Origin of the sequence: Scytonema hankhaensis NUACC26 (assembly GCF_045865695.1) — a bacterium.
Taxonomy (GTDB): Bacteria; Cyanobacteriota; Cyanobacteriia; order Cyanobacteriales; family Nostocaceae; genus Scytonema.
The window spans coordinates 44,386-60,755 of record NZ_BAACAP010000218.1 but is presented as its reverse complement, the minus strand read 5'-3'; the positions used below and the strand labels follow the sequence as shown (position 1 = coordinate 60,755).

Here is a 16,370-nt window from a genome sequence, read left to right as displayed (position 1 = left end):
TCTACTTGTCACCATCTAGTGACTATGTTACATTGTCACTAGGCAGTGACTTTGGGAATTCAAGATGAACAAGATTTTTTTTGAGTTAGAGGTGTATTCCTTCCACATTGATTTTATGGGACACGTAAATAACATGGTCTATATTCAGTGGATGGAAGTTGGACGGACAAAACTACTCGAAGCCGTTGGGATGCCAATGCAGGAAATCTCACAGAAAGGGTTCGTTCCGGTACTGGTTCAAACAAATATTGCTTATAAATCGCCGCTTTTTTTAGGCGATCGCGTGCGGGTAGAGATGTGGATCTCTGAACTAAAAAATGCGTCTGCTATTATGCAGTTCCGCTTTTACAAAGAACAGGAAACGTTAGCTGCAGAGGGTTGGCAAAAAGGATTGTTTGTAGACAGAGACACAATGCGCCCAAGACGTTTGTATCCAGAAGAGCGCTCTTTGTTCCTACCTTACGTTCATTCAACAGTAGAAACTCCATCTACTAATTTGTTAACTAGTGTATCATAACAAACATTGACTCCCACCTAGTACGCGATCGCTTGTAGCAGCATGAATCGCTAATATGCAGCTAATAAATAGTCAATTTGAGGAAACCTGATGATGCATCTTGAAGGTATGTCTCGGAAGTTGTTGAGAATTTTATTAATTGGCAGCATTATTTCTACAGGTATTCATTTTACCGACAATTATCTCTTTATTGAAGAATATCCTCAACCAGACTGGATTACTGCTCCTTCAATATATCAATCATGGCTCATTCTGACAGTAGTAGGAATTATTGGTTACTGGTTGTACGAGTCCAGAAAGTTTTGGTTTGCTTACGTATGTCTTTTCATCTACTCATTCACAGGTTTAGCAAGCCCAGGACATTACCTTTATGGCACTTGGTTGCAGTTCTCGGCAAAGATGCATCTTTTTATCTGGATGGACGGGTTGAGTGGCTTTGCTATCTTGGGATTTACTGTCTGGTCGGCACTCATCCTCAAACCATGGCGGCAAGAACTTAACGTGACTGAATAATATAGAGGTTTTCACTTGAATGAAGTACAGATCTATCTGCATTCATCCGCTACAGGCTGCGGTTCTATAACTTTTTTAATGTATTGTACCTAATTGAAAACCGCTATATCCATCTTAGACTGATTCATAACAGATAAAAAGGGGATTGGGGATTGGTGAAAAGGGAATTTATTTCCTAGTCCCTAGTCCCCATTGCCCCTTATCCCCAAAGGGGGCCCCGAGTTCCCCAATCGCTATTTTGACCGACGTAAAAGTTTTAATATGTTTTTTCTATAAAGATCGGTATTTATATCCTGGTTATACAAGTTTTTCATGTTTTCCTAACTAGAAGTACTGAATTCATAAAAACCACAGATGATTACACTGACACCATACTCATAACCCAAAGTTCAGTTCAAAGTCGATCTTATATAACCTCAAATCGGGTCATATATATCAGTGTTCCTAGGATAACTTAGCGTAAAATTATTTACAATAAGTGTATTGATGACGGCAAAGGCGAGTCCTGTTGTGGTCTTACCAGTATTTCTAAGAGCTCTTGGATGTAAATGTAATACAGTTTTATAAAGCAGAGATGAAGATTACTAGCGTTCTTTTTGTCGATCCATCCGTAGATCGCTACGAAGTTTTACTGAAAAATGTCTTAGCGGGAATTCAAGCCATTGTTCTTGACCCCGCTCGAGATGGAGTAACACAAATTACTCAAGCACTTTCTCAATATGGTGAAGTGGAAAGTGTCCATATTGTTTCTCATGGCTCTTCAGGAACTCTTTATCTAGGCAACAGCGAACTTAGTCTTGGAACTCTAGAACTTTACGCCAATCAACTAAAGAATTGGTTTTCTCGAAGTTCTTATCTCTCTTATTCTCAATCTCCTACCCTTTATCTTTACGGTTGCCATGTAGCAGCGGGTGACGCAGGTACAGAATTTATTACTAAGTTACATCGCCTCACAGGAGCCAATATAGCTGCCTCTGCTAATCTGACTGGTAACGCAGTCTTGGGAGGTGATTGGAACCTAGAAGTCAATATTGGTAAGACTTCAAATCAATCATTGGCATTCTCTGTAGAGGCGATCGCAGCCTATCCGTCTGTACTGGTTGCGCCTACTCTCATTGACACCGATATTATTCTGAATCCAATCAATAATAATGCAGGTCAGCCAGTAGGGGCAGTTGGTACACCAATCTTCTCTCTAGTCACCCTTGGTGGTAATGTCTTTGACTCAGATAGCGGGACAACAGGGATTGCTATTGTAAACGCTAATACGATAAATGGTAATTTCTTTTACACTATCAATAATGGTGTTACGTGGACACCTTTAGGGGCTGTATCCGACAATAATTCCCTTTTGCTGGCAGCAAATGCCGTAACCCGCATTTATTACCAGCCTAATGCTAACTCCAGTGGTATCATTGATAACTTATTTACCTTTCGTGCTTGGGATCAAACTGTTGGTAGTGGAACCAATGCTGGTGTTGCAAATACGACAGTTAGCGGTAGTGATACTGCTTTCAGTAGTGAGGTTGACGTGGCTGCAATTACTGTCAATACCGTCAATAATGCTCCTACTCTCAGTAACACAAACGTTACTCTACTTGCGGTCAACGAAGATCCAGGCGAACTCATAGGGAACGTTGGTACGCTCGTTTCTACTTTAGTGAGCCTTGGTGGCAATGTTACCGATCCAGACCTCAATGCAGTCACAGGTATTGCTGTTACAGGTGCTAATACTACCAACGGCACTTGGTTTTATAGCATTGATGATGGTAATAGCTGGGCAAATTTAGGGGCTGTGTCTAACGGAGAAGCCCGCTTATTAGCAGCTGACGGTGGAACTCGTATTTATTTCCAACCCAGTCTTAATTTTAATGGTTCTGTTAGCCCTGCTTTGACCTTCCGTGCTTGGGACCAGACGGGTACTGTTAATAATGAAAATATCAATGGTAGTATTGGCAACGCTACTATTAGTGGTGGTTCTACTTCCTTTAGCAGTACGTCTGCTAATGCTGTCATTACCGTTAATCCTGTTAATGATGCTCCTACTCTCACTGAAGCCCAGGTTACTTTTCCAGCCATTAACAATAATGCAGGTGTACCTATAGGAGCAGTTGGGACTCCTGTTTCTTCTCTAGTCCGCCTTGGGGACAATGTTATCGATCCAGACGTTAATGCAGTTACAGGTATTGCTGTTATCAATGCTAACAACAGCAATGGCACTTGGTTCTACAGTTCTGATAATGGTACTAACTGGATACCTTTAGGATTGGTATCTGAGAATAACGCTCGTCTACTATCAGCTAATGCTAGTACTCGCCTGTACTTTCTTCCAAATGCTGGCTTTAACGGTCCTATTGATAATGTCTTAACCTTCCGTGCTTGGGATCAGACCGTTGGCACTAACGGTGGTAGTGCAGATACAGCACCCCCAGATAATGTTACCACTGCCGCCTTCAGCGGTAATACTAACAGCGTTACAATTACCGTTAATGCTGGTAACACTGCTCCTATCCTTAGCGATACTACTATTTCCTTAAGTATCAATGAAAATTCTGGAGTACCCACAGGAGCAGTTGGGACTCTTGTTTCTTCTTTAGTTGCTGTTGGTACTAATGTCACTGACCCAGACCTTAATGCTGTCACAGGTGTTGCGATCGCTGGTGCTAATACGACTAGCGGAAATTGGTTCTACAGCACGAATAATGGCGACACTTGGTCACCTTTAGGGGCTGTGTCTAATACTGAAGCTCGCTTACTAGCTGCTGATGGCATCACTCGTCTTTACTTCCAACCTATTTCCAACTTCAACGGCGTTATTAACGATGCGCTAACTATCCGTGCTTGGGACCAAACTAGTGGAACAAACGGCAGCACCGCAAACGCTACTGTAACGGGTGGGATCGCTGCTTTCAGCAGTACAACAGATACTGTTGCAATTACTGTTAACGGTGTTAATGATGCTCCTGTCCTGCTAGACACTGCCGTCACATTCTCTCCCGTTAGTCAAAATACGGGCGCACCTGTGGGAGCAGTTGGAACTCTTGTTTCCTCCTTAGTTAAGCTTGGTGTAAATGGAAACGTTACCGATTCTGATAGCAGTGTCACAGGTATTGCCATCACAAGTGCTAACACAACCAATGGAAGTTTCTACTACAGTATTGACAACGGTGTTAATTGGATACCTTTGGGAGTTGTATCTGACGCCAATGCTCGCTTAATAGCTGCTGACACCAACTCGCGCATTTACTTTCAACCTAATGCCAATTTCACTGGCACTATCGATAGTGCCTTGACTTTCCGTGCTTGGGACCAAAGTACTGGAACTAACGGCGGTACGGCAAACACCAGTGTCAATGGCACCACTACAGCTTTTAGCAGTGCAACTGACACTGCAACAATTACTGTTAATGCTGTGGGTGTTAATAATGCCCCTGTCCTGAGCGATATTAGCCTGAATCTCGCTACGGTTAATCAAAATGCAGGCGCACCTACAGGGGTAGTTGGTACTCTTGTTTCTTCCTTAGTTAGTCTTGGTAGTAATGTTACCGATCCAGACCTCAATGCGCTTACAGGTATTGCCATTACAAGTGCTAATACTGCTAATGGCAGTTTATTTTACAGCATTGATAATGGTAGTAACTGGATACCTTTGGGGTCTGTGTCCAACACAAACGCTCGCCTACTAGCAGCTAATCCCAATACCCGTATTTATTTCCAACCTAGCACTAACTTCACTGGCACTATCAATGATGTTTTAACCATCCGCGCTTGGGATCAAACTACTGGTGTTAATGGCAACGTTACGGATACAACAGTTAACGGTGGAATTACAAGCTTCAGCAGTGCCACTGATACAGTAGCGATTACTATTAATAGCAACAACACTGGCAACAATACTGCTAACAATGCTGGCAATAATGCTTTTGTTCTTAAACAACTATCTAACAATCTTTTCCAGTTGAACGATACTTCTGGTAGCGCTCGACCAAAGCTAGAAGTTGCTCTCGCGGGACGCAATTCTCAGTCAGTCAATGAACTGGGTGTATTTTTTGTTGATGATGACCAAGGAACAATTAATGGAATTGCTCCTGGTACAGACAATTATGCTCAAGCAGCGATTTCAAGAGCTACCACTATTTTCTCTGCGATCGCTAAAGTTCCTAACGGTTTTAGTACTGACATAAAACGACTACTGGAATTTAATTCAGGATCGCGCTTGCAATTCTTCTTAGTAAGGAATAGTAGTGTTGATGCCGTGCAAGCTGGTTTAACTCCTCTAAGTGATGTACTCTTTCCCAATTCTTCAAACCAAAAAGTTGTAGACTCAGGCAATGGCGAGTTTACATTATCTTGGAACGCCGGAGCGAATAGCAGTGCTTCTAGCTTCCAAGATTTGGAAGTCAAGATTAAAGCAACAAATCAACCCTTACCCTTGGGTAGCGGTATTCAAGGAAATCCTTCTGGAGAAATCATCGATTTGCGTAATGTGTCTACTCAGGTGAGAGCAGAATTTACTGCAAACCGAGAAGCACTCTTTGACAATGTAATTGGCTTCTACCGCATCGCTGATGTCAATGGTGGTATTGATACAGATGGCAATGGGACTATAGATTTCCGTCCCGGAGATGCAGGGTATACTCAGGCTGCAGTGAGAGGACGTGTCGCAGGACTTGACTTGACAACAAGCAATCAAGGTACTACCACATTTACAGGCACTCTTAGCCCTAATTCACTGTTTGCACCATTCATGATTGTTAATGGTAAACCGGAGGCAGTTCTAGACAATATTCCAAATAATGACCCAACAGCGTATTTCGCCTTCTTAGGAGCTAACACCGATAAAGCCGATCATATTCGCTTATTAAGCAATAACACCTTTGGCTTTGAGGATTTACCAGGTAATGGCGATCGCGATTACAATGACATGATTGTCAGAGTTAATTTGAGTATTGCTTAACGCATCCAGAACACAGAGATTGGGGAACTCAGCGTTCCCCTTTCAGATTCAGTAATCTTTTGATGGAAAGCGAGTAATGTGCTGACGCTCCAGATACTGGTTAATCCCAAGCAGAATTTTTTATCTCCTTGGATAGTAGGGATAATAGTTCCGATCGCGATCGCGGCGATTGTAATCCCTACCACCACGATAGTAGCGATCGCGATCTGGATATCGGCGGTTGAGCCTTCTTTCGTCTCTCCTCAAACGACGCATCTCTCGGCGAATTTCTCGGCGGCGGTTGCGAATTTCTTCTCGGTTTCGATAGTAATCGTCCCTGTCTGCTATGAGTACTGAGTTACGTCTAGTACCAATAATTTTCTGTTCTAATCCAAGAGTTTGTGAGTTAGACAGAACTGCAATAGCGGTAGGAGGCGTAAAAATAGAAAGCAAAGGAGCTGCTATTAAAGGTAAGCTGATTTTGAATAGAAGTGTTCGGTTCATACTCTTTACCTCTGGTTTTTGCCCAAGTCAATCTTCAAAGTGCAACACTAGCTTTTGAAGTTGTTTCAATACGTTAGCAAGGAAACATCAACAATCGAATCTGTCGCCCCATATCGCTATTGTACCGATTTTCTAACAGATGGACTCAGGCTAAGTGTTAAAGATATATTTACTTGAGACTAAAAAAGATGTATTCAAAGTACTCTTAGATAAGTATCTTTATTAGAAAATTTTATCTTCATTTCTCAATATACGACTCCTGCTCTTAAGCGGAGCGGAAGTTATATATAGCAATTTCCTCTTCCGTGAGGTACTCTAAGGAAGAATTAACCGTAGCCTGTAGTGGATGGACGCAGATAAATTTGTACCTCAGCAGACTAGGAAACGCTATATAGTTAACCCAACATATATTTATTTTTCAGGAAGCACCGTCTAAGTGGAAGTAAAGTGCCTCCTTTAACGTGTCTTTCTAGCTAATTTTTTAAGTCTGTTAATAGTATATCCAGCAGGAACGAGGTGCTGAACTACATTACTAAACAAACCACTGTGGCTTCCTAAACCGCGTACAATTGCTACAACTCCATGTGGATGATTGAGTTAAGTAGTGCTCCATTCAGATAGAGGTCGATTGTGTCAAAGCTTGTTAAACTGTAAGGACTATAGGCAAGATGGTTTTTTCTATGAGCAAACGTCCTATTCTGGGTTCATCTATCGAGCAGGAAAATAACGTAGAAAAAGATGACTTGCCACCCCTGACGTTTGAAACCATCCAGAGAGCCAGAGAAGGACTTGCAATGTCTCGCAATCCGGCGATTCGTAAGGCAATTCAAAAAGCACTAAAGCGAGTGACAGTTATTAGTGAGGGAGGTTCTGAATCTAGAGCCAGTGGTACTACTCGTCGTTTTGTTCTGCGGGCGTTTATTCAAACACTTTTTAAAGTTAAGGTTGAAAATTTGGAACGCCTTCCCCATGGTGCTGCGGTGCTTGCTGCCAATCACCTCAATCACATCGACCCTTTTCTATTGCTGTCTCAAATTCCTCCATCACCCTACTATTACATTTTTGGTGACGCACGCACGCTCCATAACAAATGGTGGAAGCGTCAAATTTTGAATTTTGCAGGTGGTGTCATACCTTTAGAACGGCGGTGGAAGGAAGAGATGGCAGCGATTGAGGGTGCTAAAGTAGGAAGAGAGGATTTGCACGATCTCGCCGGGGATAAATGCGATCGCCCAATCATCGGCAGTGCTAAAGTAGGAAGAGAGGATTTGCACGATCTCGCTCAAGCGATCGAACAAGATGTGCCGCCAGGAAATTCGATTCCAGTACTGCGACAAATTAACAGTACGATTCAGGCAATTTTTGCTCAGAACAACGGTATCCTCTTGTTTGCAGAAGGACGATTGGGAACACATGAGGGAAAACTGCACTTACCCCTAAAACAAGGTGCTGTCATTTACGCCTTGAAAGCAGGAGTACCAATTGTACCAGTTGGACTGATTGGGACAAAAAATCTCTATCTAGGAAAAGAGTTAACCATACGATTCGGCGAACCTTTGTACTTTCCCCAATCCAATCGACCAACACGACAGGAAGTGAGCACAGCCTTAGAAGCATTGCAGCACGCATTAATTTCCCTCTTACCACAAAACTATCAAGAGCCAGAAGGTTTAAAGCTCTTCCATCATTTCCTCAATCAAATGTTGTGCTAGAGTTCTCATTCCTCCATTCTGTTTTTGATAGTTGCAAGTCACTGCAAATACAGTAGTATCGGAATAATTTAAAGTTTTTGTTGAGCGAAGGTGGATTTATGTTCCCAGAAATTCCTGCTCAGCTTGCTTTTTCTTCTTCAGTTCTATATTTAGCCACAATAATATCATTACTATCATATTGGGAATAGTTAGCTGGCGCTGGTGGAAACAAAAGAACGCTTACAAATCTCTCCAGTCACTCCCCTCTCCGTCCAAACACTGGCTGTTAGGAAATGCCTCTCAAGTATTAGCAGCCGTCAAACAGAAAAAATACTTTCAATTATTGTTTGAATATACTGTAAGGCTAACAACTGTTCTTTTTCGGAATGGTTTTACAGCATTTGTAGGGGCGCAATGTCTTGCGCCCCTATGATTGTAGACAATTGTTGGAAAGTCAGTTTCCAAACCGTTTTTGGTATACTTTTAATCATTAAACTCTACCTTTAGGAGGATACTATATGCTCTCCTATCTACTAATGTTTTATACAATTTACTAAAGTTAAGAACAGGTTAAAAATAATTAGAACACTTATAAAAAGAGTATTAAACTTATGGAACAACCTAGTAAACACAAAGATATCGAAAGTTTTCTTTGCCCTCGCGCTAGCTATCGTGGTAAACTTACGCCTCAGCAATTGGTGTTTAACGCTAATCTACAGGAATTTTCTCATAAAGTTAGCTATATTGCAAGTCTACAGACGGGCGGAAAACTCAAGCCAAATGAAGCTTACGAACAGATTAAAGCTCTTTGGAAACAGTTAAAACGTAGTAAAAAAGAACTTGGGATCGGAAACGAACTCTCACATATTCGACCAGACTTACCAGATGAAAGTTGATTGTCCTATTATGCTTTCTTTCTCTGCTGATTGCTGCTGCTGGAATTCGGGGAACTCCTAGCGTTTTCATAGTTCCCCCAATTCTTCACGTACACTCGCAGTCGTCTCACGACTTGCAGCATCAAAACAAACGTGAGCGTGAAAACCAGTGATTTCAATAATATTTTCTTCGATCGCTATTAGCTCTACTTTTTGCTTTCAATGTCTAACATAATCGTAATCCCCCACGACGAGCGCAAAATTCCTCAGTTATAGTTGCAATAACCTTTTTATGCTCTTGGCAAAAGTTGCGAATGATTAAGAGGCATATATATATAGTGAATAGGAAGAAATTAAACTTAGATTTCGGGGAATTATGAATTTGGACGGACAACACTCAGTAAAAGCATGGCAGTTCCAAGGTGTGCTGCTCGAATCGTATCACTATGTCCCCGGTCCTTCATACACGCTCTTGCCCCACTTACACGAGGAGTATCAGTTCACTCTCAGCTTAACGCATACTGGGGAGTATTACTATCGAGGCACGAGTCATCCACATCCAGTTGGAAGTCTGAGTATAATTCATCCCGGCGAGGTACACTCCACGTGTCCTCCTGCTATCCGCTATGCTCCTAGGCAGTTTCGAGTGATGTACGTTCCTTGCGCTACGCTCAAACAAGCGGCAGTAGAAGTAGTAGGGCGCGAAATTAGCTTGCCGTTCTTTTCAATGCCAACAATTTCAGACCGAAACCTCGCTGCCCAGTTCTTAAGTCTCCACCAAACCCTTGAAGGGAATACTTCTCAACTTGAATCGGAATCACAACTTTTGCTCGCGCTGATACAACTGATTGTAAGTTATGGCGTAGACTATACCCTGCCATCTGCTTCTAGAGTAACACGTACCGTTATCAGGCGCGTTCGGGAGTACCTTCAGGAAAATTATTCCCAAAACGTCTCACTTGCAGAACTGGCAAGCCTTGCAGACCTAAGCCCCTTCCATTTGATCCGCATCTTTACCAAAGAAGTAGGGCTGACCCCCCATGCTTACCAGACACAGGTGAGGATTGGACGAGCCAAAAGCCTGTTAGCTAAAGGTTTACCCCCTGTTCAGGTAGCGATCGCTCTCGGTTTTTATGACCAAAGCCACTTTGGGAAACACTTCAAACAGCTAGTTGGAGTGACGCCAAGAAGGTATCAAGCAATCGCAATAATTTCCTAGACAACATTGGTTGACCCAGGTAAACTCTGTTGCAGGAAGCAACAAAAGCCTAAAACGTTAATAATCTGAAGGTGGTATGACAAAAAATCTTGACGGCTCTAAGGAAAGCGTAACAAACTCTCTTACCCGACGGCAGGTAGTGGTTGGAAGCACAGCCTTAGCGGGACTAGCAGCAGCGAGTACTTCCAGTTTCTCGCAGGAAGCAACACCGCAAACGGCACAAGCACAAACAACTTCGAGTGCAAAAGGTGGCAAGCTTTCTGGTCGAGTCGCTCCGATCGCTGGTGCAGCACGTGGAATCGGGCGTGCAACTGCTTTGGTGCTTGCACGTGAGGGAGCAGACATTGTTGCGATCGACATTGCCGATCCGAAAGCATTAGAGAACACCCTTGGTTATTCCCTAGCCACAACCCAAGACCTTATAGAAACAGAGCGTCTTGTCAAAGCATTGGGGCAACGCTGTCTTACCATCAAAGCAGATGTTCGCAATATGGCGCTCTTAAGGCAAGCGGTAGAGCGCACTATCAACGAGCTAGGCAAACTAGACATTTTGGTCGCCAATGCTGGTATCCTACCCCGTATGCCACTTGATAAGGTCACCGATAAGGTTTGGGATGACACTATCGGCATCAATCTTACCGGAGTCGGTAACGCAATCCGTGCGGTTGCTCCTCATATGATCGAGCGCAAAAGCGGAAGGATTGTCGCCATTGCCTCAGCTCACGCTCGCTATGGTGCCCACCAGCGACACGTCTACACAGCGAGCAAGTGGGGCGTCATCGGGCTGGTGAAGTCAGTAGCGCTGGAACTCTCCGAGCATATGATTACTGTTAACGCTGTCTCACCTGGTTTTATCCGCACTGGAATGACAGAGAATGCCGAGACATTCCGTCGCTTGAGACCCGATTTGGCAAACCCAACCTACAAAGATGTCGCCTCCGTGATTGTCAAGCAACGTCAAGAAGAAAACCTACTACCGATCGCGCTCTTAGAGCCGGAGGACGTGGCAAATGGCGTACTTTACCTCGTCTCGGATGAGGCAAGGTATATTACTGGGGTGGCGCTTGATATTACGGCTGGTGAAAACGCTCACTACACTGCTTAAAAAGCGAGCGGCGTCACCAATTAAGCATTTTGTAGCACTCTTTTGGCAGCACAGAGAGTAGATTGGGCGATAAGCTGGGTACGGCTTGCGCTTCGCGAACGCCTTTTTTGTATTTATGTTATCTTTTTTCTCTTTTGAATCCACCTTTCTCCACTCAGCAACGCAATTCCCAATGTGAATGAATGTGTATCGGATAACTCAAAATGTCTATCTCTAACAATAACAAAGCTGGGAAATGACGAATTATTTTCGCTCTCACATCGACTTAATGCCTGCTTATAGTCCTAGCGAGCAGATCGAACTCAATACCAAGATTATTAAACTTAACAGTAATGAGAACCCTTATCCTCCATCTCCTAAAGTTATGGAAGTGCTACACAACTTCAGTGGGGAGTTATTGCGACGATATCCAAATGCCTTTGCACAGGAGTTTCAACAAGCAGCAAGTCAAGCTTTAGGAGTTCCGGTTGATTGGATTATTGCTGGAAATGGAAGTGATGAACTGTTGAACGTTGTGATGCGAGCTTGTGCAGAACCTGGGCGGAAGGTAGTCTATCCAGTACCAACGTATATGCTGTATCGTACTTTAACCCAAATACAAGCTGCAGAAAGTGTTGAAATTCCTTACAGTGAGGACTATCGCTTACCCCTTGAGGAACTGATTGCTGTCAACGGCTCTGTAACATTTATTGCATCACCTAACAGCCCTTCAGGGCATATGGTTCCAATAGAGGATCTCCGAAAACTTGCAACTCATCTGTCAGGGATTTTAGTTATTGATGAAGCTTATGTAGATTTTGCTGAAGAAAATGCCTTAGACTTAACTCAGGAATTTGAGAATGTTATCTCTCTCCGAACCCTTTCCAAAGGTTACTCATTGGCAGGTTTGCGATTGGGATTTGCGATCGCAAACCCTAAGTTGCTTGGTGCTTTGTATAAGGTAAAGGATAGCTATAACGTTGATGCGATCGCAATAGCAGTTGGTGCGGCAGCAATGAATGACCAAGCTTATAAAAATGCTTGTATAGAAAAGATTAAAGCATCGCGAAAAAAGCTAGCAATAGAGTTGAAACAATTGGGTTTTCGTGTTTGGGACTCTCACACAAATTTCTTACTAGTGCAACCAAGAGAAGGTAATGCAGAAGAACTGTCTCAAAAGTTAAAAGAACGTCAGATTTTAGTGCGTTATTTCAAACAGCCAAGATTGGATGATAAATTACGTATCGCTATTGGTACTGATGAGCAAAATCAAATCCTCATAGAAACGCTGATTTCTCTTATCAAATAGAGTACTAGTGGTAATAGCTATCACTAGATCTAAAGAGCAGAGATTTTTTGAGTCATCCTTGAAGCAGGGACACGTATTATCTAAACAGATGTGGGAGTATGCGCGGTCTACACTGCTTCAATATTTGCCGCCCAATTATGGCTGAGGTACTTCTTCGTCGTTATGTTATGTTGAGATTTTAGATTTTAGCTCAATGTCAGATACCTTTATTTAATCAGACTTTTAATATCCTCTCGCTTTTTTGCAAAATAGTTGGTGACTTCTGCGGGACTAAGCGGTATCACAGTTGTTTCAGATCGAATGGGTTGTAACAAAGCGCTATGACTGCATTGAAAACTGTTTGCCTTTCTATATACTAATGCAGAATTCATACCAGGTATACGAAAATAATCACCTATTTGTAACTCTTGGAAAGTCATAAAAAAATCAAGACTTAACAACAATTTATATTATAGGACTCATATTTGATTTTTGAAATGTACGTAGGTAGGTAGGGCTAAAGCCTACCAAAAGCCTTACATGGTGGGCTTTAGCCCTACCTACAATACTTAAAATTTTTTATCAATCATTTATGATTCCTATATCACTATAATGATAGTCGGCGCTTACTCAAGGAGCGTGCAATTTTAGATAATTTAAGGATGCGCGAATAACCTATCCAAACTATTTTTGGAGTCCCTGCTGAAAGGTTTTGATGGCATCCACATGATTCACCATATTGATGCAACGCAACAGCAAATCTAGATCGATCCCTTTTATCTCCTCACTACTAAAAACTTTTTCATAGTTAAGTGTGTTGCCCTCACCCCGCAAGTGGTAAATTTCTAACACACCATCTTCCCAGAACCATACTTCTTTTATTTTCAGTCGCTTGTATGCCTCCAGTTTGTCGATACCGCCACTGGTAAATACAACTTCGATCGCCAAATCGGGACGCAATCGACCTGGAGCAAGTTTATATGATTCATCTGCCTCTCGCTTGACAGCACCCACTTCACTTTCTAAAGTCATTGAGCCAGTTGGAGTAAAGTCAAACCCTGCCATGAGCAAATACACTTCTATCAATGCAGCAATTCTCTTCTTAACAGTTTCGTGAGGTTCTCCTGGCATTCTTCGTATCTCCAAAACACCATCCAGGAAAGAAAGCCGATATCCTGGGCGGTCTAACAATTGCTCAACTGCTTTGAACTCTCTCCAAGTCAGTTCCTCAAACAAAAGGGGCGATTCTTTTTTGAGTGTTGCGATCGCTGCTGGGGTCATTTAAGTTCGCAATCTATTTTTAGATTAGAAATAGTAGTTTGGATGTCAATTTTTTCATCTTAACTTATTTTTGAAGCTATAGAACTGTTTGACGTAACTCCGGAAACACTTTAGACATCTTACTTAACAAATAATCTCCATAGGTTCCGCGAAAAGCATGAACGCTAGCCTTATCCCAACGTTCATTTTTCTCATCGCTCGCCATTACTCCTTTAAGTTCAATTGGTTTTACTTCCACATTAAAATTAGGCTCGAAGAAGAATGGGAACGACAAACGATCGCGCCCCGACAAATTCAGTACATGATGGACACAAATAATTTAGTTGAGCAACGGGCATAAATTCTATGCCCAATGCCTAATGCCCTAACTCAATCTCAGCGTACATTCTAAAATCAATTTTTGATTGACTTGGGAATAGGGCTGAATTTCCAAAGCAAGACGAAATGCTCTAATCGCTTCAGAATACTGCCCCAATGCGGCGTAACATAAGCCCATACCATGAAGTGCGCCAAAATGCACGGGGTTGATCTGAACAACCATCTGACAGTCTGATAAAGATTTTTGGTACTGACCGTTGATGTAGTAAAGAAAACCACGGCGATTCCAAGCCTCTGCAAAATCTGGTTGATCGTGAATGAGTTCTGTGAGAATTGTTTCGGCTTGATTCATTTCTCCCGCGTCCACTAGCTGTTGGCTGCGTTCGATGACTTCTAGCCCGTGAATCCCCTTTTGCTGAAACCAAATCCGCCAGAGTTTTTTGGTCGCCTCATCACGAACGGTCTCATCAGAATTTTTCAAATCTTCAAGTAAGTAATTGATAAATAAAGAATCCATGAATTCGCGGTCGGTAATAGTAGCTTTGGATCAAATTTCGCACATTGTTATCGAATTAGTCACCCTTGAAGTTACTAGAAGAATAAAGTGTAAAATAATATTTTTTTGAAGAAATTTGTAAAATTCTCCAAAATTTTACATGAAATAGCTGTTTTTCCCCCTTTATCCTTTATCCTTCATGCTTTTCTGTAGTCTCCAATACGATATAATGGCGAATTCAATCTTTAGAGTGAATAGCGATTGGTCAATAGTATCCCACATTTTTTTCAATTGGAATGTGCTGCTAGTTGCGATCGCTCGCTAATCGCTAAGAATTGAGCGCAAAAACACGAAAACTAACGACTATGCCAAAGCAAAACAGCATCTACAGGCATATTGTTCTCACTTCCCATCCCAGTCGCTTTGGTCCCAAACCAATTCCTATCGAGTGGGGAGAAGTCGATCCCATGCAAAGGGGTCCGGTAATAGCCACCCTAACCCAGCAAGCACACCGTAACGTTATTGGAACTCATTCTGGTGGTTACGCGGTGTACAGGGCATTAGCAGTAGCAAGCGGAGCACTTCAATCAGATCGCAGGGCAGATCTCACTAACACATCTCCAGTAGAGCACATTGGACCGCATCCAAGCTGGTTCGATCCAGATAAAATTGTCTCTCTTGACCCATTTGGCGCAGATGTTAGTGATGTTTTTGCGTCCTACTACACTCAGGGGTATGATATACGTCCAACGATTGCTATCACTAAGGCTCATATCAACATACCAGAACTACAAGAAGCAGTCTCTAATGGGCGCTTGCAAGTTGATGGCAAAATAATGAAATCTAATGGCGATTTGGTTGTAACCAAAGCAGCAATTGAGCCAGTTTGGTATTTACCAGGGATTGCCAAGCGCTTCCACATTTCAGAGGGAGAATTGCGACGCGCTTTATTTGAACAAACGGGGGGTATGTTTCCCGAATTGGTGACTCGATCCGATCTGGAAGTCTTTTTACCACCTATTGGAGGTATTACTGTATACATTGTAGGAGATGTGGCTGCAATTGACGATCCCAATAAACCTTTAACAGTTAGAGTCCACGACGAATGCAATGGTTCTGACGTATTTGGTTCAGATATTTGTACTTGTCGTCCTTATTTAGTCCACGGAATAGAAGTTTGTATCCAAACAGCACAAGAAGGTGGCGCTGGTATCATTGTTTACTGTCGAAAGGAAGGACGTGCTTTAGGAGAAGTTACAAAATTTCTGGTATACAATGCACGCAAGCGTCAAGAAGGCGGCGATCGCGCTGATGCCTACTTCAGTCGAACTGAGTGTGTGGCAGGCGTTCAAGATATGCGGTTTCAAGAACTGATGCCGGATGTGTTGCATTGGTTGGGTGTAACTCGTATCAATCGCTTGGTGTCAATGAGTAATATGAAATACAACGCTATCACTCAAGCCGGAATTGAGGTATTGGAACGGGTTCCCATTCCAGAGGAGTTGATTCCTCAAGATGCGCGAGTCGAAATAGAAGCTAAAAAAGCAGCTGGCTACTATACCACGTCTGAGGTATTAGATGCAGATGGTTTGGCATCTGTTCAAGGACGTTCTTTGGAAGGCTAGGGACTAGGGACACCGGGACTAGG

The 16,370-nt window shown here is 42.6% G+C and carries 13 protein-coding genes; 9 read left to right on the top strand and 4 right to left on the bottom strand.

Annotation, left to right across the window (positions count from 1 at the left end; all coding sequences use genetic code 11):
• Positions 1-64: 64 nt before the first annotated feature.
• From ACKTT2_RS29640 to ACKTT2_RS29630, 3 genes are all read left to right on the top strand, one after another.
• On the top strand, positions 65-517 hold the full coding sequence (locus ACKTT2_RS29640) for an acyl-CoA thioesterase (protein WP_407893419.1): 453 nt from the start codon (positions 65-67) through the stop codon (positions 515-517).
• 90 nt (positions 518-607) lie between these two features.
• Positions 608-1,030: a hypothetical protein gene (locus ACKTT2_RS29635; protein ID WP_407893417.1), complete on the top strand. Its 423-nt coding sequence runs from the start codon at positions 608-610 to the stop codon at positions 1,028-1,030.
• 574 nt (positions 1,031-1,604) lie between these two features.
• Positions 1,605-5,987 carry a DUF4347 domain-containing protein gene (locus ACKTT2_RS29630; RefSeq protein WP_407893415.1) on the top strand — a complete coding sequence of 1,461 codons (4,383 nt, stop codon included), beginning with the start codon at positions 1,605-1,607 and terminating at the stop codon, positions 5,985-5,987.
• A gap of 120 nt (positions 5,988-6,107) precedes the next feature.
• On the opposite strand, the gene ACKTT2_RS29625 is transcribed toward ACKTT2_RS29630, so the two are convergent.
• Positions 6,108-6,470: a hypothetical protein gene (locus tag ACKTT2_RS29625; RefSeq protein WP_407893413.1), complete on the bottom strand. Its 363-nt coding sequence runs from the start codon at positions 6,468-6,470 to the stop codon at positions 6,108-6,110.
• A gap of 680 nt (positions 6,471-7,150) precedes the next feature.
• Here ACKTT2_RS29625 and ACKTT2_RS29620 point away from each other — a divergent pair.
• The 5 genes from ACKTT2_RS29620 to hisC all read left to right on the top strand — a co-directional run bounded on the left by ACKTT2_RS29620 (position 7,151) and on the right by hisC (position 12,648).
• Positions 7,151-8,182, top strand: coding sequence for a lysophospholipid acyltransferase family protein (locus tag ACKTT2_RS29620; protein ID WP_407893411.1), 1,032 nt, complete (start codon positions 7,151-7,153; stop codon positions 8,180-8,182).
• A 590-nt stretch (positions 8,183-8,772) separates the two neighbouring features.
• Positions 8,773-9,057: a DUF7219 family protein gene (locus ACKTT2_RS29615; RefSeq protein WP_407893409.1), complete on the top strand. Its 285-nt coding sequence runs from the start codon at positions 8,773-8,775 to the stop codon at positions 9,055-9,057.
• 355 nt (positions 9,058-9,412) lie between these two features.
• Positions 9,413-10,255: a helix-turn-helix domain-containing protein gene (locus tag ACKTT2_RS29610; protein WP_407893407.1), complete on the top strand. Its 843-nt coding sequence runs from the start codon at positions 9,413-9,415 to the stop codon at positions 10,253-10,255.
• Between the two features lie 76 nt (positions 10,256-10,331).
• Positions 10,332-11,360, top strand: coding sequence for a mycofactocin-coupled SDR family oxidoreductase (locus tag ACKTT2_RS29605; RefSeq protein WP_407893405.1), 1,029 nt, complete (start codon positions 10,332-10,334; stop codon positions 11,358-11,360).
• Between the two features lie 235 nt (positions 11,361-11,595).
• On the top strand, positions 11,596-12,648 hold the full coding sequence (gene hisC, locus ACKTT2_RS29600; RefSeq protein ID WP_407893403.1) for a histidinol-phosphate transaminase: 1,053 nt from the start codon (positions 11,596-11,598) through the stop codon (positions 12,646-12,648).
• 663 nt (positions 12,649-13,311) lie between these two features.
• Here hisC and ACKTT2_RS29595 read toward each other — a convergent pair.
• From ACKTT2_RS29595 to ACKTT2_RS29585, 3 genes are all read right to left on the bottom strand, one after another.
• Complete coding sequence (locus tag ACKTT2_RS29595; RefSeq protein ID WP_407893401.1) at positions 13,312-13,908, bottom strand: Uma2 family endonuclease; 597 nt, start codon at positions 13,906-13,908, stop codon at positions 13,312-13,314.
• Positions 13,909-13,984: 76 nt separating this feature from the next.
• On the bottom strand, positions 13,985-14,146 hold the full coding sequence (locus tag ACKTT2_RS29590) for a hypothetical protein (protein WP_407893399.1): 162 nt from the start codon (positions 14,144-14,146) through the stop codon (positions 13,985-13,987).
• A gap of 126 nt (positions 14,147-14,272) precedes the next feature.
• The gene (locus ACKTT2_RS29585; RefSeq protein ID WP_407893397.1) at positions 14,273-14,743 is read right to left on the bottom strand and encodes a tetratricopeptide repeat protein; all 471 of its coding nucleotides are present in this window, start codon (positions 14,741-14,743) and stop codon (positions 14,273-14,275) included.
• A 344-nt stretch (positions 14,744-15,087) separates the two neighbouring features.
• On the opposite strand from ACKTT2_RS29585, the gene ACKTT2_RS29580 reads away from it, so the two are divergent.
• Entirely contained in the window at positions 15,088-16,347 is a 1,260-nt protein-coding gene (locus ACKTT2_RS29580; RefSeq protein WP_407893395.1) for a GTP cyclohydrolase II, read from the top strand.
• Positions 16,348-16,370: the final 23 nt, after the last annotated feature.